Source organism: Nocardia higoensis (genome assembly GCF_015477835.1).
In the GTDB taxonomy this organism is placed as follows: domain Bacteria; phylum Actinomycetota; class Actinomycetes; order Mycobacteriales; family Mycobacteriaceae; genus Nocardia; species Nocardia higoensis_A.
In genome coordinates, this window is sequence record NZ_JADLQN010000010.1 from 63404 (window position 1) to 85590 (window position 22187).

At 61.9% G+C, this 22187-nt stretch carries 24 protein-coding genes; all 24 read left to right on the forward strand.

The window, feature by feature from the left end:
* Window positions 1–120: 120 nt before the first annotated feature.
* The gene (locus IU449_RS29335; RefSeq protein ID WP_228805803.1) at window positions 121–5673 is read left to right on the forward strand and encodes a transglycosylase SLT domain-containing protein; all 5553 of its coding nucleotides are present in this window, start codon (window positions 121–123) and stop codon (window positions 5671–5673) included.
* Between the two features lie 9 nt (window positions 5674–5682).
* Window positions 5683–6609, forward strand: a complete 927-nt coding sequence (locus IU449_RS27305; RefSeq protein ID WP_195005045.1) for a hypothetical protein — start codon at window positions 5683–5685, stop codon at window positions 6607–6609.
* On the forward strand, window positions 6606–8312 hold the full coding sequence (locus IU449_RS27310; protein WP_195005046.1) for a hypothetical protein: 1707 nt from the start codon (window positions 6606–6608) through the stop codon (window positions 8310–8312). The genes IU449_RS27305 and IU449_RS27310 overlap by 4 nt, the downstream gene beginning before the upstream one ends.
* A 13-nt stretch (window positions 8313–8325) precedes the next feature.
* Window positions 8326–9003, forward strand: a complete 678-nt coding sequence (locus tag IU449_RS27315) for a phage gene 29 protein family protein (RefSeq protein ID WP_195005047.1) — start codon at window positions 8326–8328, stop codon at window positions 9001–9003.
* On the forward strand, window positions 9003–10067 hold the full coding sequence (locus tag IU449_RS27320; RefSeq protein WP_195005048.1) for an N-acetylmuramoyl-L-alanine amidase: 1065 nt from the start codon (window positions 9003–9005) through the stop codon (window positions 10065–10067). Before IU449_RS27315 ends, IU449_RS27320 begins: the two co-directional genes overlap by 1 nt.
* A gap of 38 nt (window positions 10068–10105) precedes the next feature.
* Window positions 10106–10450: a hypothetical protein gene (locus IU449_RS27325; protein WP_195005049.1), complete on the forward strand. Its 345-nt coding sequence runs from the start codon at window positions 10106–10108 to the stop codon at window positions 10448–10450.
* On the forward strand, window positions 10447–10779 hold the full coding sequence (locus IU449_RS27330; protein WP_195005050.1) for a hypothetical protein: 333 nt from the start codon (window positions 10447–10449) through the stop codon (window positions 10777–10779). The genes IU449_RS27325 and IU449_RS27330 overlap by 4 nt, the downstream gene beginning before the upstream one ends.
* Before the next feature lie 21 nt (window positions 10780–10800).
* Window positions 10801–11472, forward strand: a complete 672-nt coding sequence (locus IU449_RS27335) for a hypothetical protein (protein WP_195005051.1) — start codon at window positions 10801–10803, stop codon at window positions 11470–11472.
* 7 nt (window positions 11473–11479) lie between these two features.
* Window positions 11480–11815: a hypothetical protein gene (locus IU449_RS27340; protein WP_228805804.1), complete on the forward strand. Its 336-nt coding sequence runs from the start codon at window positions 11480–11482 to the stop codon at window positions 11813–11815.
* A gap of 8 nt (window positions 11816–11823) precedes the next feature.
* Window positions 11824–13071: a hypothetical protein gene (locus IU449_RS27345; RefSeq protein WP_195005053.1), complete on the forward strand. Its 1248-nt coding sequence runs from the start codon at window positions 11824–11826 to the stop codon at window positions 13069–13071.
* Window positions 13072–13107: 36 nt separating this feature from the next.
* A complete protein-coding gene (locus tag IU449_RS27350; protein WP_195005054.1) occupies window positions 13108–13419 on the forward strand; it encodes a DUF7264 domain-containing protein in 312 nt (103 codons plus the stop codon).
* Window positions 13420–13422: 3 nt separating this feature from the next.
* On the forward strand, window positions 13423–13776 hold the full coding sequence (locus IU449_RS27355) for a hypothetical protein (protein WP_195005055.1): 354 nt from the start codon (window positions 13423–13425) through the stop codon (window positions 13774–13776).
* Window positions 13777–13865: 89 nt separating this feature from the next.
* Window positions 13866–14690, forward strand: a complete 825-nt coding sequence (locus IU449_RS27360; RefSeq protein ID WP_195005056.1) for a hypothetical protein — start codon at window positions 13866–13868, stop codon at window positions 14688–14690.
* 1017 nt (window positions 14691–15707) lie between these two features.
* Window positions 15708–16091: a hypothetical protein gene (locus IU449_RS27365; protein ID WP_195005057.1), complete on the forward strand. Its 384-nt coding sequence runs from the start codon at window positions 15708–15710 to the stop codon at window positions 16089–16091.
* Complete coding sequence (locus IU449_RS27370) at window positions 16091–16462, forward strand: hypothetical protein (protein ID WP_195005058.1); 372 nt, start codon at window positions 16091–16093, stop codon at window positions 16460–16462. Before IU449_RS27365 ends, IU449_RS27370 begins: the two co-directional genes overlap by 1 nt.
* A complete protein-coding gene (locus IU449_RS27375) occupies window positions 16459–16881 on the forward strand; it encodes a hypothetical protein (RefSeq protein WP_195005059.1) in 423 nt (140 codons plus the stop codon). The genes IU449_RS27370 and IU449_RS27375 overlap by 4 nt, the downstream gene beginning before the upstream one ends.
* On the forward strand, window positions 16874–17251 hold the full coding sequence (locus IU449_RS27380; protein ID WP_195005060.1) for a hypothetical protein: 378 nt from the start codon (window positions 16874–16876) through the stop codon (window positions 17249–17251). Before IU449_RS27375 ends, IU449_RS27380 begins: the two co-directional genes overlap by 8 nt.
* Window positions 17244–17543: a glutaredoxin family protein gene (locus tag IU449_RS27385; RefSeq protein WP_195005061.1), complete on the forward strand. Its 300-nt coding sequence runs from the start codon at window positions 17244–17246 to the stop codon at window positions 17541–17543. The genes IU449_RS27380 and IU449_RS27385 overlap by 8 nt, the downstream gene beginning before the upstream one ends.
* Window positions 17540–17884, forward strand: coding sequence for a hypothetical protein (locus IU449_RS27390; protein WP_195005062.1), 345 nt, complete (start codon window positions 17540–17542; stop codon window positions 17882–17884). Before IU449_RS27385 ends, IU449_RS27390 begins: the two co-directional genes overlap by 4 nt.
* A 958-nt stretch (window positions 17885–18842) precedes the next feature.
* Window positions 18843–19184, forward strand: a complete 342-nt coding sequence (locus tag IU449_RS27395) for a hypothetical protein (protein WP_195005063.1) — start codon at window positions 18843–18845, stop codon at window positions 19182–19184.
* Entirely contained in the window at window positions 19153–19668 is a 516-nt protein-coding gene (locus IU449_RS27400; protein ID WP_195005064.1) for a DUF6879 family protein, read from the forward strand. Before IU449_RS27395 ends, IU449_RS27400 begins: the two co-directional genes overlap by 32 nt.
* Window positions 19665–20501 (forward strand): helix-turn-helix domain-containing protein, encoded by an 837-nt coding sequence (locus tag IU449_RS27405; RefSeq protein ID WP_195005065.1) that lies wholly within the window; start codon window positions 19665–19667, stop codon window positions 20499–20501. The genes IU449_RS27400 and IU449_RS27405 overlap by 4 nt, the downstream gene beginning before the upstream one ends.
* Before the next feature lie 132 nt (window positions 20502–20633).
* A complete protein-coding gene (locus tag IU449_RS27410; protein WP_195005066.1) occupies window positions 20634–20819 on the forward strand; it encodes a helix-turn-helix transcriptional regulator in 186 nt (61 codons plus the stop codon).
* A gap of 23 nt (window positions 20820–20842) precedes the next feature.
* Window positions 20843–22138 (forward strand): tyrosine-type recombinase/integrase, encoded by a 1296-nt coding sequence (locus IU449_RS27415; RefSeq protein ID WP_195005067.1) that lies wholly within the window; start codon window positions 20843–20845, stop codon window positions 22136–22138.
* Window positions 22139–22187: the final 49 nt, after the last annotated feature.

Here is a 22187-nt window from a genome sequence, read left to right on the forward strand (position 1 = left end):
CTCCCTCGAAGGCCGAACCGCTCTGGTTCGGCCTTTCTCGTGTCTGCGTGACCACACCGCGACACCACCTCTTCTTCTGGCGGCTCTGACGCACGCCCACACCTTCATAGGCGGTGCCACATGGCGACATGGCCCAGCTATAGCGCAGGTAGCGCCAGGATCTACCTGCGCCCGGCACTCAGCAAGACCTTCAAGGTCGACACTAAAGCTCTCCTGAAGCCGATCGACGAATCCCTGAAGGTCACCGTCTCCCCGAAGCTGATGGTGGGCTTCAAAACCGACCTGCGCGACAAAGTGAAGGTCGCCTCCGAAGGCATCAACCCCAACATCGTCTTCAAACCCACCCTGATGAAGGGCTTCAAAACAGACCTCCGCAGCAAGGCGAAGACCGCCGCGACAGGTGTCGACCAAAAGATCCTGTTCGCCCCGAAGCTCGCCACCGGGTTCAAGACGTCCCTGCGAACCGCAGTCACCAACTCGCTGAAGGACTACAAGCCGGCCATCGAGTTCACGCCCGAACTGCGCGAAGGGTTCCGCGTCGACCTGAAAACCGCTGTCGGCGGCGTCAAATCACATCTCCGGTCAGAGACATTGATCGAGTTCCGGCCCGCGCTCGCGAAGGGCTTCCGCGCAGACCTGAAAACGAAGCTCACAACCTCCACCGGCACCTTGAAACCGAAGATTCCGGTCGACGTCGACCTCACCCAGGCCACCGCACAGTTGGAGGCGTTCCGGGCCGCTCAGGCCGCCATCCCGTTGACGATGAACGTCAACATCGACACCGCATCCGCGATGGCCCAACTGCTCGCCCTCCGCACCCTCGTTGGCGCGATCGGCCAGGAAACATCCGCTCTCGGCGCAGGCGGGCTCGGCGGCACCACACGCCGCCTGACCGGCAACATCTTCACCCGCCCGATTCGCGCGATCAGGTTGCAGGTGGAGATCGACAGGGCGTCTGTTGCCCGCGCTGAAGCCGAGGTTGCGAACATCGCGGCCCGCCTGGAGCAGGCGCAACGCGCACACGGCGACGCCACCGACAACACTCGCCTGGCGCAACAGAAATACAACGAAGTCATGGCGCGATCCACCGCCACCGACTCACAGAAAATGGCTGCCCTCCAAAGGCTCACACGCGCACGACGCACAGAAGCCGACGAGTTGGGCCGCGTCACCGGGCTCATGAACCAGCAGCGAGACGCAGACGACCGACTGGATAGGGCACGCCGAAACCGCGACGGCTTCGGCAGCAAATTCCTCGCCGGCTGGAACGGGTTGAACAGCGCCCTCACCGACGCCACCAAAAACATGTTCTCGTTCCGCAACCTGACGAGCCTCGCCACCACTGGTCTCGTCGCCCTCGCCGCCGTGTCTATGGTCCCGCTGATCGGGCAGCTCGTTCAAGCGGCAGGCGTTATCGGGTTGATCCCAGCAGCCCTGTCGGGCGCTGCGGCGGTCATCGGAACCCTCGTGGTCGGCACTCGCGGCTTGTCGGATGCGTTCACCGCAGCCGGGAAAGCCGCCGATAGTGCTGGCGAGGATGCGGAGACGAAGGCGAAGAACATCGCCAACGCCCAAAAGCAGCAGGCCAGCGCCGCAAAGCAGGTGGCGCAGGCTGCTCGCGGTATCACCACTGCTGAACGCGGCGTCAGGGATGCGCAAAAGAACACGCTTCGCGCACAAGAGCAGTTGAACCGCGCACGGAAGACCGCCAAGGACGACATTGACGACCTCAACCGCGCGTTGGGTCGGACCGCTTTGACGGAAGAGTCCGCAGCTATCGCTGTCGCTGAAGCCCAAAGGTCACTTTTTGAGACCTTTTCAGACCCGAACTCGGATGCCATCGACAGGGCGCGCGCCCAGAACAGCGTCAAGCAGGCTCTGGCGGATCAGGAAGACACTATCCGCGAGAACCAACGCCTCGCCGAGAAGGCGGCGGAGGCTAATGCTCTCGGCGTGGAGGGCTCCGACGCGGTGGTTTCCGCGAAGGAGGCTGTCACTTCTGCTGTTGAGGCTGAGGGGGACGCGAATCAGGCGTTGATCGACGCTTATGGCACGCTCGCGGACGCGCAAGCCTCGTATGTGGAGGCGCAGCAGGCGGTTACGGACGCCACTAATAAGGGTTCGACCGCGGTCGAAGAGTATGAGAAGGCGCTCGGGAAACTGTCGCCTGCTGCACGCAATTTCGTGGAGCAGATGGTGGCGTTGAAGGAGCCGTTCGGTGAACTCCGTCGCGCCATCCAGGACCGCTTGTTCGACAAGATGGGCGACTCTGTCTCCAACCTGGCCCGCAACTGGATACCAACCCTGCAAACCGGTCTCGGCAAGATCGCCGAACAACTGAACATCGGCATCCGCAACGCACTCGCAGACCTCGACACCCAAGCGTCCCGCAACAAAATGTCGACCATCTTCGACAACGTCGCGGCCTCTATCCAGCCAGCCCTCAACGGCATCAACGACCTCGTGCAAGGCTTCCTGTCCCTGTCCGGTGTCGGCTCAGAGTTCATGCTCGGCGGCGCCCAGGACTTCCAGGGATTCGCAAAGTCATTCCGCGAGTGGGCTGAATCCCCGGAAGGTCAGCAGAAGTTCCGGGACTTCCTGAAGGAATCGCTGGACACCTTCCGCGACATCATCGGCGTGGTCCGCGAACTCGGCGGCGTCATCAAAGAGATCTTCGCCGGCTCCGACGAAACCGGCGAATCCTGGCTGACAAGCCTGCGGGACACGTTCCAGGGTTGGAAAGAGTTCCTGGGCACACCTGAAGGCCAGAAGTCGATCAAGGACTTCTTCGCCGATGTCAAAGCAACAGTTGAGGGCATCGTCGATGCTTTGAAGCTGGCTCATGACATCGTCGACTTCTTCACCCCCGGCGAGCAGGAAGAACCGAAACCCCCAGAGGTTTGGGGCGCGACAGGCAACGATGGCGGCGAAACCGGGTACGGCACGCCCGGCCCGGTTGATCCGAAAGCTGTCGACCCGTCGAAGACCCGCAAAATCCCTGCCTCCCAGGGCGGCGGCACCGAGTACTACAACTACGACGGTGAGCGGGTCGACAAGCACGGCAACCGCCTCGACCATGCTGGCGGCATCTTCCCTGGTGTCCGTGAAGGGTCGATCGGTGATCGTGTCCTCGATTTCGCTGACGACACCACCATGTCGCCGGGCGAGAACAGCGAGAAACCGGAAGGCGCACCTCGCGGTGGCCGCGGCGGCTCGTTCGTCATGCAGAACGCGGACAACTGGTTCCCGGAGGAGACAGCCGCGAAGGTCGGGGCTCGCCTGCAAGGGATGACGAAACAGTTCGCGTCCGTCCATGATTCGGCGCGCACTGAGATCGGCGAAGGTGTCCCCACCCAGTTCAACTTCATGCAAACCGGGGTCGACGATTTTTCGACCTGGTTCGCTGGGGCGGGCCGGGAAGGCATCAATGACAGCCTGGAAGGTGTCGCTACAGACACCGAAACCGGTCTGACGAACGCCACGAGCCAGTGGGGCAAGTTCGGTGCCAGCGTCGACAGTGTCGTCACAACCACCACCGGCACAGGTGTCCTCGGGAAACTGCGGACCGCGTTCTCCGAACTGCCAGGCTTCTTCAGCCAGATTGTGTCCGGTGTTGGTTCCAGCCTGTCCAGTCTCGCCACCCAATTCCAAGGCCCCATCAACGCGGTCGTGGATGTCCTCAACAGTTTCGGCGACGTATGGAACAAGGTGGCCGACAAGATCGGCCTCCCGAAGTGGGAGCCACTGGAGCATGTACAGGCAGCTCTCTCGCCCGGAACCTCGGGCGGCGGTTTTTCGAAGCCGCTGGTTGGGGCTCGTGCGATGGGTGGTCCTGGCGGCCCGGTTCATGGCCCTGGTAACGGGAAGGACGACCGGGCCGGCTTGTACCGGCTGTCTCGCGGCGAACATGTGTGGACTGCGGATGAGGTGCGCGCTGCTGGCGGGCACGAAGCCATGTACCAGATGCGGAATTCGGTTCTGCGGGGCGGCGGCCAGCAGTCGCGTGGTGACGGGTTCTCGGAGGGCGGCGGCATCGTCTCCACCTCGGACCCGTTGGACCCGATCCAAATGCATTTGTGGGATCTGGTCCGGTCCGCGATACCGTCCGCGATCCTCACCAGCGGCAAGAGGTTCGCTGATGTGGGCGCCGGATTCGACTATCACATGCAAGGTAAGGCGATCGACCTCGGCGGGCCTATGCAGCAGATCGCCCGCTGGATTTACGAAACCTACCCGCAGTCAGCCGAACTCATTCACTGGCCGTTGAACGGCTGGCAGAACCTGAATGATGGGGCGCCGTTCAACTTCGGTTCGTCCACGAACGCCCAGCATCAGGATCACGTGCATTGGGCGGCTGACGGGTTCCTCACCCAGTTGTCGGACGAGGAGAAGCAAAGCCTGTTCGACCGGGTCCGGTCGGGTATCGGGTCGATGTTCTCGGGCGGCAAATCCTTCTTGATCGACAACCTGCTTGCCAAGCCTCTGCGTGGTCTCGCCGACAACGTCCCCGACATTCCGGGGCTCGGCGAGTTCGGGCAAATCCCGAAAGCGTTCGCCCGCAAAATGGCGGACACCGTCATCAACTGGGTCACAGAGCGATTCGGTGGCGCAGGCGGCACGGGGGAGCCGGTCGACTACGACCCGTCGTGGGGTGTCGAACACTGGCGGGACATGGCGAAAGAAGCCATGCGACGAGTCGGGTTCAACCCGGACGACGAGCAGCAAGTCAACGCCATGTTGGCGCAGATCAAGAGCGAATCCGGGGGCAACCCGAACATCGCTCAACAGGTCGTCGACGTCAACGGGACCGGCGAACAGGCGGGTGTTGGTCTCCTACAGGTCATTCCCTCCACCTACGAGGCATACCGAGACCCCGAACTGCCCAACAACCGCCGCGACCCCTTCTCCAACATGGTCGCAGCGTTGCGCTACTACCGGAACAGGTACGGCAACGACCTCACCACCGTGTGGGGCAAGGGCCACGGCTACGACCAGGGCGGCATCTTCCCCCACGGCACATTCGGATTCAACGCCTCCGGACTCCCGGAAGCAGTCCTCACGAATCCGCAATGGAAAATGTTTGAAGCGTTCATCCGGCAAATGCCAGGCATGGAACAGAAGCTTCAAGCCCTGCCGATGCCGGTCGACAGCAACGGGAAACCACTCGACTCCGGTAATCCCGCCAACTTCGCCGGCATCAATCCGGACGGCACACCAGGCCCTTACGGTGTCCCGATCAATCCTGGTGTGGACACGCTGCCGATGGTGGGGGAGAAGGCGAAAGAACGGTTCACAGGAGCCTTCCAAACCGGGTTCAACGATCTGGTTTCCAGCACCTTGGACCCGCTCGGCATACCGGACCCGCGCACCCTGATCCCATCCGAAGTCACCGCCTACGCGGGCACTTTGGACTCCTGGCATAAAGCCCGCATCGCCTCCGCGCAAGCCTCCGCAGCCCTGTCTAACAGTGGCTATCAGGCCGCGGCGGCACCAGCGACAGGCACCGCCAACCAGGTGATCAGGTCCAACGGTAATGGGTCGACGTCGATGGCGTCCTACGACTATTCGACGACCATCAACCTCACGCCCCGCGACACCAATGAGGCGTTCCGTCAAGCCCAGCAGATCGCTGATCTCCGTGCTATCCAGCACACCGCTACCGCGAGAGGTTAATAATTGTTGATGCGGGACTCTGCCCGCGTCGAAATCTTTGGTGTAGACGGCTCGCATCACGTCATCAGTGGCGCTGGCGCGTCGGAAAAGCTCTTTCTCCAACCGGATATCAAGGGCATTTACGACGCGCCGGTTGTCACTCGACGTAAATCGAGCGTCTACCAAAAAGGTGCGACGTACGACGGCAAATCATACAACCAACGTGACATCACATTCGGTATCAGCATCAAAGGCGATACCCCCGAGGAATGGCAGGAACTTCAGGACGCCTGGAACGCGGCCTGGGACTATGAGGTAGACCCGTGGGACCCGGATTCGACACTCACGAAAATGTCGATCACCACCCCGATATCTGGCACTCGTTCCCTGTATTTGGCGAAGAACGACACAGTCTCGTACGAGTCGAAGAACGATCCGCATGTCACTCGGTCGTCGGTACAGCCGATGGCTGTGGTGGCGGATCAACCGTTTTGGTTCGAAGACAAATGGGAGGACACTCCCTACGACTACTTCGAGACTGGCGCCTCCGGCACCACTGAAGGCTATGTCACGATCGCGAATCCCACCGATCAACCGATGTGGCTGCAATGGGTTGTCACCCGCGGCATCTGGACGCTGCCCGACTTCTCTTGGACGGGGAAGAAGCATCAACGCGTTCCGGGCGGCGATCACGCGACACGCAAAATCACGCTACCCGAACTGGATGCTGTTGAGGGCGGTGCACGTATCACCCTGTACCGGGACAAACTCCAGGTCAGGGACTATGCGGGAACGAACCTGGCGGGCCGGATGAACGGAATTTCGTTCCTGCACCGCATCCCCCCGAAAACACCTGCCACGAACCTGCCCGTGAAAGTCGAGTCAGCCCCTGTCGGTGGCGGTCGTGTCGAAGTGTATTGCGCACATCGCTGGGAACATTGCTGGGAGCGTCGATGAGCACTGAAGCGCTGCTGGCAATGTCTTTGGCCGACCAGTGCCGCGCGATCTGGGATGTGACTACCGCGGCGGAGGAAGCAGACCGCCGCGCCCGCCTCCAACCGCCGCTCATGCGAATCTGGAATGGCGACTTTGATTTGGTCGGTACCCTGGATAGCGAGTATTCGGCGAGCTTCACATGGCTGGATAACGCTGTCGGACCTGGTTTGACCGAGATCCCGTTGGATGATCCGCTGGCGAAATGGATTTGGCAGGCATCCGCTCGCGTCCAACGCGGTGAGAAACTGCACGTCTACATCACTGTAGATAAGGATGGTGCCCGCTGGTCGGGCCGCATCCACGATCACGCGGTGGAGAAGCGTGAGGACGGCACCCGTGTACTTGTGGTGCGCTGGCTGCATGACATGTCCATTCTGGAATACTACCTCGCTTGGTGTAATCCATTTTTGCCTGACTTTGTTCAGTTCCCGCGCGTGTTTTTCCTTGCCGGACCGTCAATTTGGGCACTCAAAACCGCTTTGTTTCTCAACGTCATGCGGGAGCAGTCGAACCTGTGGGAGCTGCCGGATGATCCGATGGATTACGGCGCGGTCGGCATGTCCAACTGGTCCGTGGTCATCAAGCCGACCACGTTCGCGCAAGACATGCTTGCGGGCACCATCTGGTCAGTCCCCAACAGCCGTTTCAAACGTTGGGTGGACATGTCGAAAGACATCCTCGAAGACGCCCAACTCTCGATTCAGGTCCGCAGGTTCATTGTGGGCGAGGATGAACAGCCGATCGCGGGGGAGACCTTGCGTAACGGCACTCTCGTGGTCGACATCGTCGACAAATCCGGGTACTGGACAGACACCAGCAACGGCGGTGACCCGTTCCTTGGCCTGCGCCGCACCTTCGCACAGTTCGCGGAAGACTTCATCGACGACATCGTGACAGACGTTGTCGACCCGCCGACACCCGACTCCTACAAGGTGCCCGGCCTGCGACTCACCGACAAGACGTGCCCGTACGTCATCTACCTCGAAGGCGAAGAAACTGGCATCGAGTCCAGCAAATTCACGTTCACGCCGAGCACCGCCGTGCAAGTGGTTGCGGGTGGTCACAGCTTCCCGTTTGTGAATGAGCTGATCTCGGCAACCATCCAGACTGTCGGCGACCTGATCGCCGCAATGGTGTTCGTCCCGCCTATTGGCGGCGCTATCGACGCTATCGCCCAGGTTTTCTACTGGGACACGCTAGCCGCCTGGATGCACGCCAGATCCACTGGCCGCGTGGCCCGTTCGGGTTGGGCGCGACCGTTCGAAGTGCTCGCCGCAGACGGCGACAGGGCATACACGCTCGAAGCGCTCCTCTCCCTCCGCGCAGCCCTGCACGAAACCCGATCCTGGTTCTCGCATGAGATCAACATCCGGGACGGCGCCCCGTGGTTCGTTGGAGACAACGGCAAGGGGCACTTCTTTATCGGCGACCGGATCGGCGCCCAAGTGATCGGCGACTTCGCCTCCACCATGTTCGTCGACGACCACACCATCTACGTCGACCGCGTCCGCGAGTTGACGTTGGCGTGGGATCGCGAATCCCCGCCCGAATGGATGCCTGTCATCGGCGAAGCGGAGAAGAACAAGGACCGCGGGCAGCGCGCATTGAATGCGATCGCCAATATCGGCTCCCTCATCCAACAGCTCGCCGTCCAAGGCCGCTAGCCAGGAGTATCGAATGACTGAAGTTGATCAGTCGCCACGCCTGAAGCCTGGCGACTTCCCCGAACAAGCTCTCGTCAACCCGGACTGCCCGGAAGAGGCATTCCTGTGGATGTTCAGCGGCCTGCCGGGCATGTCGGGCGCCCCGCTGCCTTTCCCGGTCGAGTACCTGAAGCAGGTCAGCCGCCGGCTGTGGGATTGTGGCGCGCGTCCGATGGGGTCGACGGTGCCACCGGAGCAGAAGATCAAGTATCAGCGCCCGATGCAGACGGACCCGCACTGGCTCACCAGTCCTGGCGTGTGGGTGGACATCAACGAGCCGGATCGGGATCAGTTCGACATCAAAGAGTTCGTCAGCAGTCTCCCGCAGGACGCGAAACGGCAGTTGGCGGAAGCGCTGGGGTTTGATCCGGTGACTGCTCTCCCACCTGATCAGCGGATGATCGAAGCGTATGAGGGTGCGGGGAAGCCGCGCACACCTCAAACGGGGAAGCCGTCACGTGACGGCGCGTATGTGACTAACGAACCTGTCCGCGATCCGGGCTGGAATCCCTGTGAACATCCTGTCGCCGAAGTCTTGAAGTACTTGGAGCAGGCGGACGAGGACGAACGCGAGCGCGTGTTGGCGATTGAACGCTACCTGTCCAACAAGCCCCGTAAGACCATCCTCGACCGATTCCCGGAGGTGGCCTGATGGCTGCACCCCAGTTCACTGAAATCAACCGGCTCGGCAATTCGCGGTCCAGCCGCTACGGCGCCCGTGTGCGGCATGTGCTGCTGCATTCGCAGGAAGGCGACGGCACCGCGGAGTCGCTGGCCGCCTACCTGAACAACCCCGCCAACGGTGTCTCCTACCACTACACGATCCGCGGCGGCATCGTCGTTGATGTCGTGGACACCGATTACGCCTCGTGGTCGGTGCTCGACGCCAACAGTTGCACGATCAACATCTGTTTCGCGGGCTCCCGTGCGTCGTGGTCTCGCCAGCAGTGGCTTGCGATTGACCTTGATCTGCGGATCGCGGCCTACATCGCCGTCCAGGACGCACGGAAATACGGTTTCTCGACTGACGTGATCAAACCCCCGTATCGGCGCGCGGATGGCATCTCCGATCACGCCTACGTCACGAAGGCGTTGGGGATCGGCACCCACACTGATGTGGGCGCGAACTTTCCGTGGGACGTGTTCGAAAGCTATGTCCGTGAGTACGCGAACCCTGCCGCGGTCGCTCCCGTGAATCTGATCGACCAGGAGGCGGCACGCGCTACCTGGTTGGGCGCCCGGAAGACGAAGGGCGAGAACGGCTGCCCGGACGGTGAAGGCCGCTGGGCGGATTTCGAAAACGGGTCGATCTATTGGCATCCGCGTACGGGTGCTCATGCTGTGCCGCGCTCGATCTATGAGGCGTGGGCGGAACGGCAGTGGGAGACTGGTCCGCTCGGCTACCCGGTCGGTGATCATGCGGTTTTGAACGGCCCGGACGGTAAGCCGTGGGGGGACGTACAAGGCTTTGAGGGCGGCGCCCTGTACCGAAAGTACGGGCAGCCCGGTTTCTGGGTGCATGGCGAGATCCGTAACCGCTGGAACCGCAGTGGTTTCGAGAACGGCCCGTACGGCTGGCCCACGAGCGATGAGCAGCCTTTCGACACCGGCTCGTTTCAGGACTTCGAGTACGGCCGCATCTATTGGACGCCCCGCCAGACGTTGGGCCTGCTGCATGGTGACGGCCCAGACAAACCTGTCCCTGACGCCGCCTGACTTTCATCTCTATCTCAACTATCTATAAGGGGGGCCTCATGGCTTCTTTCGATTCCCTGCGCGACCTGACCGCTGAGGCGCGCGGCACCCTGTACACACTGCTCGCCCCGCTCCAGGTGCTCGCGGTCGCGTTCGGTCTCGCCACCGACACCCAGGTTGCTTTGTGGGCGCCTGTGGTGGCTGCGGTCCTCGGTTTCACTGTGGCCGGCGCGAACGCTGCTGGCACTTGGCGGACTTGGCTGTACGGCGTCCTCGCTGTGCTGGCGCCGGCTGCGGTGACTGTCGGGATGGTCACTGATTCGCAGGCGGGTGCGATCGTCGCGGTCGTATCCACGGCGCTCGGCCTGGGTGTCGCGGCTTACAAGACTCCTTCGATCGGGTGAACGCGATCTGGACGGCTGTGATCGGCGCGTCCACGGGTCTTTTCGGTGTGCTTGTGGGGTGGATTGCCCCGCGGTCACGCTCGTTGGATTCGCAGCGCGCCGATTTCGAAGCCATTCTCGGTCCTTTGCGGGATGAGATGCGGGATATGCGGGACCGGATCAAAGCGCTTGAAGTGCAGCATCGTGAGGACACTTTGCAGCATTTCGAGGATGTTCGCCGAATCGATGTTTTGGTGGATTATGTGAAGGATCTGCTGGTTTTCATTCGCACGCATGTGCCTTCTCCTGAGCCGCCTCCTATTCCACCTGAGTTTTCTGATCATATCTGAGTTGATTGGGGGTGATCGCCTATGACCGCCCCCAATCAGCCTACTCCTGACGGCAGTATTGAGGTTGGCGCGTTCCGCGCGTTTCAGCAGAAGACGTCTGCGGATGTTGAGACATCGTTGAAGGCGGGCGCGAAAGTCTCGTACGGGAACGCGCAGGATAGCCATAAAAGCCAGGTGCGTGACCCGCTCGAAAACGTGCACGTCATCGCGGTATCCGCGCAGGGTTCTGCGGCGACAGCAGTTTCTACGGCGGAGGCAGCAGCGAATGAGGCTGCCGCCGCTGGCGTGAAGGCCGATATCGCCTATGACAACGCCCACTACTGGTCGGTGGAGTGTGTAGTGGCGTCAGCGGAAGTGTTGCTAGGGGTGAACGAACTGCTCCTCGGTCCGGTGTTGAACGTTCCTGACGGGCTGGAAGCACGGTTAACGGACGCCCATTTCGCGTTTATCACCCAGCCGGGCGGCTGCACCATCGAAATCAAACGCTGGAATGAGTCTGGCACGGTCGCTGACGTGATCCATACACAAGTGTTGGGCGCGAACGTCACCCGGTATAACGCGCCTGCGCTCGATATCCCGGTGTTCGATAAAGAGCGCTTCTTCTACAACGTGACGAGCATTGTGGGTACAACCGCCCCCACTGTTATGCAAATCAACGTTTCTGGCGTCTATTTCCCTGAACCCACCCCGTGAGGTCATCGTGAAAGCGTTTCATGCTGTCGCATCAGCCGCAAATTTGGAATCCGAGTGGGCTATTCAACCGTACCGGGAAGCGCTCTGGTGCGCAGCATTCCAGGTGGATTCATTGGATGGCTATTTCGACATGGCTCCCGCCGAGTCCGCTATCCGCGTGCTCACCTACGCCATCGATAGATTCGACACCCACACCGAAGAGTTACGTCCCCTCCTGAGCCCCAATGATTTCCTCGATCTACGCGGCAACAAACGCGTATTGCAGGGTGTCCGCAAATTCCTGCTACGCAATGGCGGGCACATTTCGGGTGCGATACCGCGCGACGAGATTCAACCCGAGTAGGTGGTGCCGTGAGCTTTCTGATCAAACGGAATCCGCCGTGGGCGTGGTCCGGCTGGTACGACCAGTTCAGCCGACCGCCCGAAAGCCCGCTGAAGCAGCCGTGGCAGAAGTGGGGCACTAATCTGACGCACGAAATCAACGCCGACAATCAACTCCATATAGGCCACTACGTGTTCGTTGATGTTCCCGGAGGGGTGAGTTATGAGTTCGAGCCGTTCACCAAGAATTACGGGTTCGAGGCCCGCGTATGGTTTCCGGCGAATGATGGCTTGGTAGCGAATTCGCTCTTAGTTCTGCTGATGGCGAACTGGGCAAAGAACTATAGCGGATCGTACTCGCAGGCAACCTTGGTCGCGATGGCGCATCAGCCTGCTATCGACGGCGACACGATCAAGGTTTACGAGTCGGCTTCTCTCGGTGTCAGCAACACGGTGATAGGTTCAGGTGCTGTGCCGACTGCCTTTTATGGGGCATGGTTCACCGTCCGGATTTGGGTTGATAATGACGCTCTTGTTCGCGTGTGGATGAACGATTTCCTCGTTGTTCAGGCAATGTTGAATGGGTCTTTCCGTACCGCACCTGGCAAGCGTGGCCTCAATATCGCGGCGGAGAGGAAAGATGCGTGGCTGGATTGGATTAAATGGTTCGACCGGCCTACGGATTTCGTGCTTCCCGGCATGTCGGAACTGTTTTTCGACAACTTTAACCGAACGAACGGGGCGGTTGGTAATGGGTGGACGCAGATCGGGACTGACGCCGCCATCGTAAGCAACAGTTGGTCCACCACTGGAGCCACGAATGGTGGCCGCGGGCTGCTCCGAGACTCCGGGATTACGAATGGCGCGCAGCAGATCGAAGGGGTCATCGGCGGCAATATCGCACCGAACGACACAACCGCGAACGGTCTGATTTTGCGCTCTAATGCGTCTGGCACTGAAGGGTTGATAGCGCGTTTCGCGAGGACTGCTGTTCGCATCTCCAGGTTTTCGTCATCGTTGTCCGGCGGTTCTATTACCTATAGTCACGGCCCGATAGACACCACCAGTTTGAATTTGCAGGACGGCGATGTGTGCCGTTTTTCGTGTAACGGCAACACAGCCTGGGTGGATGTTAATGGGGTTCGTTCTGCTATGGCGCAGGTGAGCGTCACCGAACTACCCACGACAAACTCCTGGATGGGCGCATTCGTGCAGCGCGCAAACGACGCGAACTCCGCGTCTTGGAACAGTTTGCGTCTTATGCAAGCCGCCCTGTGACATTCCCTTTTCCCGCCCCTATATGGAGGGGGTCTGATGGCTATAGGCCACGAACCACTTTACGAAACTGTCGTGCTCGTCCCTGGACAGGATTTCATTCACGAAATCACCCCACCCGCTGGTGAGGCATTCGCTGCGAGCACTGATGTCGACCTGATCATCTACAACCCTGACAACACGGTGCAAGCGACGTGGGCGGCGAATGTGAACACGACGCTGATCCGCTGGCAGATCGATTCGATTGTTGCCGACACCATTACTCAACCCGCCACATACCGCATATATGTCCGCTATTCGGACGGCATTGATTTGTGCTGGTATCGGGGCGCTATCACTTGGCAGAGGTAAAAAATGGCTATTGCTGTTGGCGCTACACGGCAAGTCCTTGCCGACGCCTACAAGACACTTTCGGGTGCCGCCACTGTGTGGGTGTCCCTGCATACGGCTGACCCTGGCACGACTGGTGCGAGCGAAGCCAGCGGCGGCGGCTATGTTCGCGTACAAGGTACCTGGTCGTCGGGTACGGGTGGCGCGTTGACGATGCCCGAGCTGTCGTTCACGTGCCCGGCCGGCTCGTACACGCATGTCGGTCTGTGGTCTGCGAGTTCGGCTGGCACGTTCTATGACAAGACGTCGCTGGCACCGAACATCACATTGAACTCCGCGGGCACCATCAAGGTCACACCTAGCTTCGCGGTGAGCTGACCGTGACCGGGTTCCCGCAAATCTCGCAGTGGAGAGCCCGGCCGCCGTCTGGTAGCGCGACCGCGGCGGGGTTGCCGACAGTGTCTCGGATGCGTCTCCCGAGCGCGTTGTTCCGCACACCACCACCGGTCGCGGCCTGGACGGCTGAAGGCATCCTCACTGCGGTCGGCGCCCCGATGGCGGTTGCCGCGTTCACGGCTGACGGTCTGCTGGAGGCTTTGGGTGCTGCTGCTGGTCTGGCCGGGTTCACCGCTGAGGGCGTGCTGATGGAGGTCCAGAACGAAGGCATCGCCGAATTCGTTGGTGCAGGTACCCTTGCGGCGCCTGCTGTGGCGGTCGCTACGGCAGCGTTCACGGCTGCTGGTTCGTTGACTGCTGGTCTGGTTGCTCCTGCCACGGCAGCGTTCACCGGTTCTGGTGTCCTCGCAGCCTCCGGGTATCCGACTGCGGTTGCCGGGTTTACGGGCGTTGGCAGTCTCGCTGCGGCTGGCGTGACGTTCGCGCCGTCGTCGATGACGAAGGACGGCGCGTATGTTGCACCTAACGGCTTCGGCCAGGTCACCGGGTGGGTTGCGGACACCACCAACTATCCGGGGTCGACGATCAGTGGTAGTGATCTGGTGGTGCAGTCCACTGGCACGGGTAAGACGGTGTCGGCGTCGGTGGTGTGGACGGCTAACTCCACCTTCTCCAGGCCGGTGACGATGAGGTTGCGGAATCAGACGACGGGTGTCATTTTGGCGACGGGTAGTCAGGTGTCGGTGCCTGGTAGTGGGACCGCGACAGCGACTGTGACGGCGACGGGGGTGTCGGTGACTGCGGGTGATCTGATCCGGTTGGAGGCGGATGGCGGGAATAACACGTCCAAGCCGTCTGCGTTGACGAACACGGCGAGTTATGTGCGTGTGAGTTGATTGAAAAAATGGCTCCCGGCCCCCTGTTTTGGGTGGTCGGGGGCCGTTTTTCGTGTGTCTGGAGGGGGTGTGGAGGGTGTCGGGGGATGCTCCGGTGGGTGTGAAGGATCTTCCGACGATTGCCGCGGAACGCCGGCGCGATGCCGTCGCGAAGGGTTCCGCAACCCTTCCGGAAGGGTTCGCGAAGGGTTCCATGCTGGGGGTTTGGCGGTCGTGCGCAGATTTTGGGCAGGGTCCGGGCTGTCTTGGAGACCCTGCGCAGTATTCGCGCACGCTCGAATCCGACACGCCCGAGATCCCTTTCGCGCGCGCGGGAGAGCGAGTGAACGTGTGCGTGCGCGCGCCTGCGCGATCTAAAGGAACGCGTGCGCGCGCGTTACTCACGTAAGTGAGTAACCCAAGTCCCAGCGTGGTTGCTTTGCGGCAGCCGCGAAAACGCGACTTCACGTCTCTGACCGCGACGCCGCTTCGTGTTGCCGCCTGCGTGGCGTCTCTGCGCCAGCGGTTTGCAGCATGCTCCCGTTTGCGCTGCTGCAAGAAGCCTGATTCATCAAAACCCCATCTTTTGCAGCGGCCGTCACGCGACCACGCTGGAACGAGACGCACGTGGTTCTTTTCGATGGTGACCAACAGTCCGCGCGCGTGGGGATTCGGGGCCGGCGCCTGTCGTCCGAAGCCGTTTCCGGCGACCAGACGCGATCGGGTGGGGGAGCGTGAATCGGGGATGCCGTTTCCGGCCGCCTGGCAAGCCGGTGGAGGCCCGTAACCCCCTCCGCCTATACCTCGGCTAGGGGTGACCGTTTCTGACGCGCCCTACAGTCGTGTGCGCGTCGCATGGCAGATTCTCGCAGTCAGGGCGCTCGAATGCTCGCCTCGCATGCGTCGCCAGACGCGTTCGCGTTGGTTGTAGACAACGACAGTGGATGCAAACTATGCTCGGGTGATCTGCTCGAACCACTCGGTTCGACACCTCCATCTACCGCCGCCTCCCGCGCGGCCCTCACCACAGGAGAGACCATGCCCGAGCAGACCGACACCCACACCGCCGAGCGCCTGGTGCTCGTCGACCGCGCCCTGTGGGTGGACCGCGGTGACGGCAACCGCGACGGCCTCACCGGCGAGCTGCCGCCCTGGGCGGACGACTGGGCCGCCGGGATCGTGGAGGCCGTGAACGAGCGGGTGGACCTGCTCGCCCAGCTGGTTGCCGCCCGCGCCCGCGTCACCGAGCTGGAGGCGCAGCGGGATCGGGTGCGCGAGCTGCATCAGCCGATCGAAGCCGTGAACATGCGCCACCCCGGCGGACGGCTCACCCGCGTGTGCTCCGGGTGCGGCACCGATGACGGCAACTGGCAGACCTACCCGTGCCCCACCATCCGCGCCCAGAAGGAGGTCGACCACTGATGGGGCACACGATCATCAAACCGGTCCGCGGCGAGGACTTCTATGTCGTCTACTCGTCCGTCGTGGACGCACCGATCCAGTTCGGCACCCGCGCAGAACTGGAAGCCACCTACGAGCACGCCGCAGCCGATCGGTTCGCCCGCGCCGACGAGCTCGGCACGTCCTCGATGCTCGGCTGGGATGGATGGGATCAGCAGACCATCACAGTGCGTGAGGGTTTCCGGCCCGGCGCGCGCCCGGCGAATGCCTGGTGTGCGAACGTCGCCCGCGCAGACCTCCGCCAGTTCTGTGAATCCGTTGACGCCGACGGCTATTGGAACCCGCCCGAGGGGCTAATCACCTGGGATTACATCGACGAGGAGACCCGATGACTTCGCTTGCTGACCAGATTCGCGCACAGGCCGCTTTTACGCCGCCGCCTGGACAGATGAACGCATTGCATGAATTGGCCGACAAGGCGGCTGAGGTCGAAGCCGAGCGTGACCAGTTCAAGGCGGGTGCGCGTGAACTCGGTTTGATGCTTCAGAAGTTGAACGAGATGGCGTTGGACATCACCGACACCACCCCTGATGAGGACGGTTTCATCGACTGGCAGGGTGTGTGGGAGTCGGTCGCCGACTTGGGGGCTGACCTCGCGGCGGCGCGTGCCGTGCTCGCTCGTGTTAATGCCGCTCTCGCCACCCATCCCCGCTGCGACGTGCATCCGGACGATGATGCGGTCTCGTGTGGTTGGAAGCGTGCCGTCGCCAGCGTGCAGGGGGCGCTTGACTCGGAGGCGGATCGTGGCTGAGCTGTTGAAGCGCACCCTGCGTGACCGTGCGAACCGCCTGATCCTGGAGCATCCGTTCCACAGCCTGTATGAGTTCGCGACCGCGTTGATCGACGATGTTGTGGATGGCGGGCTGGTTCACGAGCCTGGCCGTGTCATCGAGACGGACCAGGGTGAGGACACGATCTCGTTCGACACCACCGCACTGGATGTTTTGGGACCGCGCACAGTGATCCTCCTGCGCGGCCACGTCTATCAGCATGCCGCCCCCGGTTGGTGGTCTACACCGATGTCTGACGTCTTGTACAGCAGTGAGCAGGTGATGGATGTGGCGGGCGGCGACGACATCACCATCCTGCACATCCCGAACGAGGAGCCTGCCAATGCCTGACGTGCTCGTTTTCGGGAAACCGAATTGCCCCGCCTGCAAGTTGACGACGGCCCGTTTCGATGCTCTCGGCGTCCCCTACACCTACCGTGACCTGACCGAGTATCCCGCTGACCTGGATATGGTGCGGCTCCTCGGCTATCAGACGGCTCCGGTCGTGGTGGTGGGTGACATTCATTGGGGTGGTTTCCGCGCTGATCAAATCAACTGGCTGGCTGCGGTTTACAAGAGCAGCCCGGATCTGTCGGGGCTGGAAGACGCTGCGGTCGAGTACTTGCGCGACGAGGTCGCGTGATGGGTGCCGTGTGGCAGTGGCTGACGGGCTTCGAGTGGTGGCATTACTTGCTGGCCGTGTACGCGGTCGGGTATGTGCTGACCGTCCTCACCTACTCCGATGCCATGCTGAACATTCTGCCGAGGATGCGCGGCCTGGATGAGTGGGCGGACGCGGAAGCGATGGCCCCTCGCCTGCTGCATGGGGTGTTTGTTGTCTCCATGCTCATCGGCGCCCTGTTTTGGCCGCTGGCAATGTGGAGCAAGGCGTGGTGGCGCGGTCTGTGGGGCGGGAACAAGCCGCCGACTGACGCCGAGTGGAATGAGGCAGTTCGGAAGGCGCGCGAACGGCAGGACGACTGACCCGCAGATACACGAGAACGCCCGACCCTAGTTCAGGGTCGGGCGTTCTTTTTGTGTTACGTGCTAGTCCTGGCCGTCGTCATCGCCATTCGACGGCCGATTCCAATTGTCGAAAGCTGCCCCATCAGGGCCGGGCTCGAAACCCTTCATGTTCACCCCCTTCCCGCACTCGAATCCGGTACCGCACGCAACCGCTCCCTCTTCATGTCCGCCAACCTGCTCGGCAACGAGTGCCCATCCACGGCTTCATCGGTCCAACCGTCCTCATCGACCGTCCGCCAGTTGCCAGCCTCGTCCTGAAACCACATGCCTGACTCGCTCAAATCAGCCCCTCCTCCACAAGGAAACGGGTCGCCGCCGTCTTCGCCCGACACCGGCCAACGCAACAATCCGCATGCACCTGCAAAGCGTGATAAGCCGCCGTCACACTCGACGACGCCCACACCCCATCCGCACACGAGATCCGCTGCTGCAACCCCGCATCCATCACGACACCGCCGGCACATCAAGCAGGGTTCGGCCACGACGTGTCGCAGCCCAACCACGTCCACGATCGGTCACACGGCACACACCCGCCTCGACAGCGAGCAGGCCACGCGCCGACAAAGATCGGATCGCACGCCGCACCGTGGATTCACTCAACGGCACCTGCTCCAGCAACACGGGAACCGCAACCGACTCGCGCACTGTCACAGCCATTACTCGGGCCTCGCTCAAACGCATCGCCCACCACCCTTTTCGCTGTAATGAAGGTTGGGGAGGGGCGTCCACGGGTGTGTGGAACGGCGAGCCGGTCACCGTGGACGCCCCAACCCGAAGGCTAGGTAGCGTGCTAGCCAGCAAACCAGCATTTTGCCAAAACTTGCACAAAGTCGAGCCGATCTTGCCGAAACTTGCACACCATCGCATGATGTAATCCGGTGGCTGGCAAGAAAATTCCCGCGAAAGAGAGTCCACGATGCGCGTCACATTCCTCGGCAAGGGCGGCTCCGGCGAAAAGGACTGCCCCACCCTGTACGCCACTGACCGCGACACCTACCTCGTGCAAGGCTGGGCGACTGATGTGCTCGGCGTGGTCGAGATCCCGCACCTGCTGCCCGGATTCGCCGACGAGGGCACCTATCTGGGGGCGATGATGTCCGACACCGGGCGCGGTACCTTCCTCCTGGTGGGCCGCCCCGTCGATGACCCGGAGATACTGGCGCCCATGACGATCGCCGAAGATGAGACGGTGATCGAAGTACCCCGCTTGGAGAGGACGTTTTACGGTGCAGCATTTGAGCGGCGACGCTGTCGATAGCTTGTGGCGGGACGCTCGACGCAGCGCCTTCCACCTGGAAACTCACGACACCTACAACGTGCCCGCCGAAGCGGAACCGCTGAGGCGTTTCCTTGCTGGCGAGCCTGCTGAAGACCGCAGTGACAGGCCGTGGACGCGCATGATGCTGGAGGTGACTGCCCGCGGCGTCCACGTGTCTCGTGTGCGGGTGGTCACTGAGCCGCTGTCGGATTATCAACGCTGGTTGTTGTCGATCACGGGCGTAAACGCGGCTGCGGGCGAGGACATCCGGTATTTGCCGCGGGAGAAGGCGCCGGTTCGCGGCCCGGACGACTTCTGGCTGTTCGATGACCGGACTGTCGCGTTCAACCTGGTTGATGCTGAGGGGAAGCCCGCCGGGTTAGCGGTCACTGATGATCCGAGTATCGCCGCCGTCTGCCGCTTCGCCCGCGACACGCTGTGGCAGGCCGCCACCCCATACAGCGAGTACACCCCCGAACAGTGAGTAGTCCCCTCGAAGCTGTAGAAGCGCTCGGACAAAGGCTGCGGGAGATCAGGCGCCGCGCAGGCTTGTCCGGGCGTGACTTGGCGGCGTTGACGGGATGGCATGAGTCGAAGGTCAGCAAATACGAGTATGGGCGACTGCGCCCGACCGATGACGTGATCCGCGCCTACTGTCTGCATGCGGACGCTGACGACCAGTTGGAAGACTTGTTGGCGACGTTGCATGGTGTGGATGCCGCCTACATGGAGATGCGGCGGCAGTTGGGTCGCGGGCTTGGGGCTACGCAAGCCTCGTTGGTGAAGTTGGCGGAGGAAACCACGGTGACCCGCATCGTGCAGAACGTGGTGGTGCCTGGCATTTTGCAGACTGCCGAGTATGCGCGGGCGATCCTCGAATATGCGGTGGTGCGGCATCGGCTCGCGGTGGGGGATGTGGATGGGGGTGTGGAGAAGCGGTTGGAGCGGCAACAGTTCCTGTACCGCGGTGACCGCCGTTTCCGCATTCTGGTGGGTGAGCAGGCGTTGTGGACGACGGTGGGTAGCGAAGAGGTGATGGCCGGTCAACTGGATCGGTTGATTGCGGTGTCGAGTGTGTCGCGCGTGACGTTGGGGGTGATCCCGGCGCGGGCGGCGTTGCCGATGCAGTTCCACAACTTCGTCATGTTCGATGACCGCCTCGTCACAGTGGAAACCTTGTCGGCGGAGCTGCGGATCACCCGCCCTCGCGAGATCGCCACGTATGGGCAGGCGTTCGACCTCATTGCGGAGCAGGCTGTGACGGGGGAGCGGGCGCGGGCGCTCATCTTGGATGTGTTGCGGCGCCGCACCGGGTAGTGGCGGGTACTTGCGGGCTATTCATGTCGATACGACGTAGACTATAGTGTGCGATAGAAACATGATTGTCGGGCAACCCGGCTGCAACCAGTACGGGTCTCGACATCACTCGCACGCTTGTGGAGGCTCCGCATGACCGAAACGCAATGGCTCACCCGCCAACAGGTCGCCGACCAGATCGGTTTCACCACCAAAACGCTGTCCAACTGGCGGCATCTTGGGCAAGGCCCGAAATGCTTCAAGGTGCAAGGCCGCTACCGGTACAAGGCGACCGATGTCCGCGCCTGGCAAGAGGCACAGCAGGGTGTGGCGGCGTGAGCATCGAAGCAGCGAGGAACTAGATGGCGCAAGAATCATTGGAGCCGGGCGCGCTCCCACCCGCCTACAAGTTGAATCCGTCGAAAGACCCGGACGGGATCTGGCGGCTGCAACGTGTCCGGCACCGCACGTTCAGCGGCACCTATGTCCGCACCAGCGGGTCCGGTCGCACCAGGAAAGAGTGTTTGGAGGATTGGAACGCCAACTTCGAGCGGAACAGGCAGAAGTCGAGTGCCCGCGCGACTCGTGACACTGCCAGAGAGTTCGAACTGTCCGACAAGATGTCGAAGGCATTGGATGCCTGGTTCAAGCGGGAGACGAAACGGTGTGAGGCCGGGAAAATCCGGCCCCAATCGTTGATCAACTACCGGCGTTGGATCTATGAAGCGGATGAGCGGGGCCGGCGTCGCCGCGGATCAGTGAAGTTGATGAAGGAGATGGGGCACCTCACGATCCGGGAGGTAGGGAAACCCAAGTTCTTGGCCGACTACTTCGAGGATGTCACCGAGATCGGGCCATCGATCGCGGCAGGGCATTACATGATCCTCACGGCAGTGTTCAACATGTTGACGGTCGCCGGGCTGTTTGATGTGTCTCCGATGCATCCTGTGCCTGCGCTGGAGGGTGGGGGCGGTAAGCAGCGGGCGTTGACTTCGGCGGAGCGTGACGGCTTCTTGGAGTTGTTGGAAGAGCGGTCGTCAGCGGAGTGGTTGAAGCCGTACTGGTTGACCCTACTCGGGACGGGGATCAGGCCGGGGGAGGCGATGGCGTTGCGTTGGTGCGATCTCGCGCACTTGGACGAGCCGGGGGAGCCGGTGTTGATGCATGTGTGTGGGGCGGTGGTGCCGCTGAAGGGTGGCCGGGTACGGCAGCCGCATCGGAAGCGGGGGAAGGACTATCACCTGGTGTTGCCGACCTGGTTGGGTGGCGTGTTGCGGGGGTGGCGGGACTGGACGGGGCCGCTCGACGAGCAGGAGCCGGTGTTCAAGGGGGCGCGGGGGGATTGGTTGTCGACGCCGACGATGTCGCGTGCCTTGGGGGAGGTGAAGGCGGGTTCGGAGTTGGAGTGGTTCACGTTCGGCAACTGTCGGGACACGGTGGCTACCCATATCACGGGGAAGACGCGTGATCCGGGTCGTGCGAGTGCTCAGTTGGGGCATTCGGCGGGGTCGTCGGTGGCGTTGCGGTTCTACATCGATTTGGAGGGTTATCAGTTTCCTGCGGTGGATAACGCCGAGGTGTTGGAGTCGGTGGCGCCGGGGAAAGTGACACTAAAACTGGAATCGGGGGGTTTCGAGCCGGGCTGGTTTAGGGTTTGACCTGCGGAAACACCCTATTTTGGAGCGAAACATCCGAGATGCGTTTCGG

Coding starts and splice junctions, on each gene's coding strand:
- IU449_RS29335 (WP_228805803.1), top strand. CDS start 121: ATGGCGACATGGCCCAGCTATAGCGCAGGTAGCGCCAGGATCTACCTG.
- IU449_RS27305 (WP_195005045.1), top strand. CDS start 5,683: ATGCGGGACTCTGCCCGCGTCGAAATCTTTGGTGTAGACGGCTCGCAT.
- IU449_RS27310 (WP_195005046.1), top strand. CDS start 6,606: ATGAGCACTGAAGCGCTGCTGGCAATGTCTTTGGCCGACCAGTGCCGC.
- IU449_RS27315 (WP_195005047.1), top strand. CDS start 8,326: ATGACTGAAGTTGATCAGTCGCCACGCCTGAAGCCTGGCGACTTCCCC.
- IU449_RS27320 (WP_195005048.1), top strand. CDS start 9,003: ATGGCTGCACCCCAGTTCACTGAAATCAACCGGCTCGGCAATTCGCGG.
- IU449_RS27325 (WP_195005049.1), top strand. CDS start 10,106: ATGGCTTCTTTCGATTCCCTGCGCGACCTGACCGCTGAGGCGCGCGGC.
- IU449_RS27335 (WP_195005051.1), top strand. CDS start 10,801: ATGACCGCCCCCAATCAGCCTACTCCTGACGGCAGTATTGAGGTTGGC.
- IU449_RS27350 (WP_195005054.1), top strand. CDS start 13,108: ATGGCTATAGGCCACGAACCACTTTACGAAACTGTCGTGCTCGTCCCT.
- IU449_RS27355 (WP_195005055.1), top strand. CDS start 13,423: ATGGCTATTGCTGTTGGCGCTACACGGCAAGTCCTTGCCGACGCCTAC.
- IU449_RS27360 (WP_195005056.1), top strand. CDS start 13,866: ATGCGTCTCCCGAGCGCGTTGTTCCGCACACCACCACCGGTCGCGGCC.
- IU449_RS27365 (WP_195005057.1), top strand. CDS start 15,708: ATGCCCGAGCAGACCGACACCCACACCGCCGAGCGCCTGGTGCTCGTC.
- IU449_RS27370 (WP_195005058.1), top strand. CDS start 16,091: ATGGGGCACACGATCATCAAACCGGTCCGCGGCGAGGACTTCTATGTC.
- IU449_RS27375 (WP_195005059.1), top strand. CDS start 16,459: ATGACTTCGCTTGCTGACCAGATTCGCGCACAGGCCGCTTTTACGCCG.
- IU449_RS27385 (WP_195005061.1), top strand. CDS start 17,244: ATGCCTGACGTGCTCGTTTTCGGGAAACCGAATTGCCCCGCCTGCAAG.
- IU449_RS27395 (WP_195005063.1), top strand. CDS start 18,843: ATGCGCGTCACATTCCTCGGCAAGGGCGGCTCCGGCGAAAAGGACTGC.
- IU449_RS27410 (WP_195005066.1), top strand. CDS start 20,634: ATGACCGAAACGCAATGGCTCACCCGCCAACAGGTCGCCGACCAGATC.
- IU449_RS27415 (WP_195005067.1), top strand. CDS start 20,843: ATGGCGCAAGAATCATTGGAGCCGGGCGCGCTCCCACCCGCCTACAAG.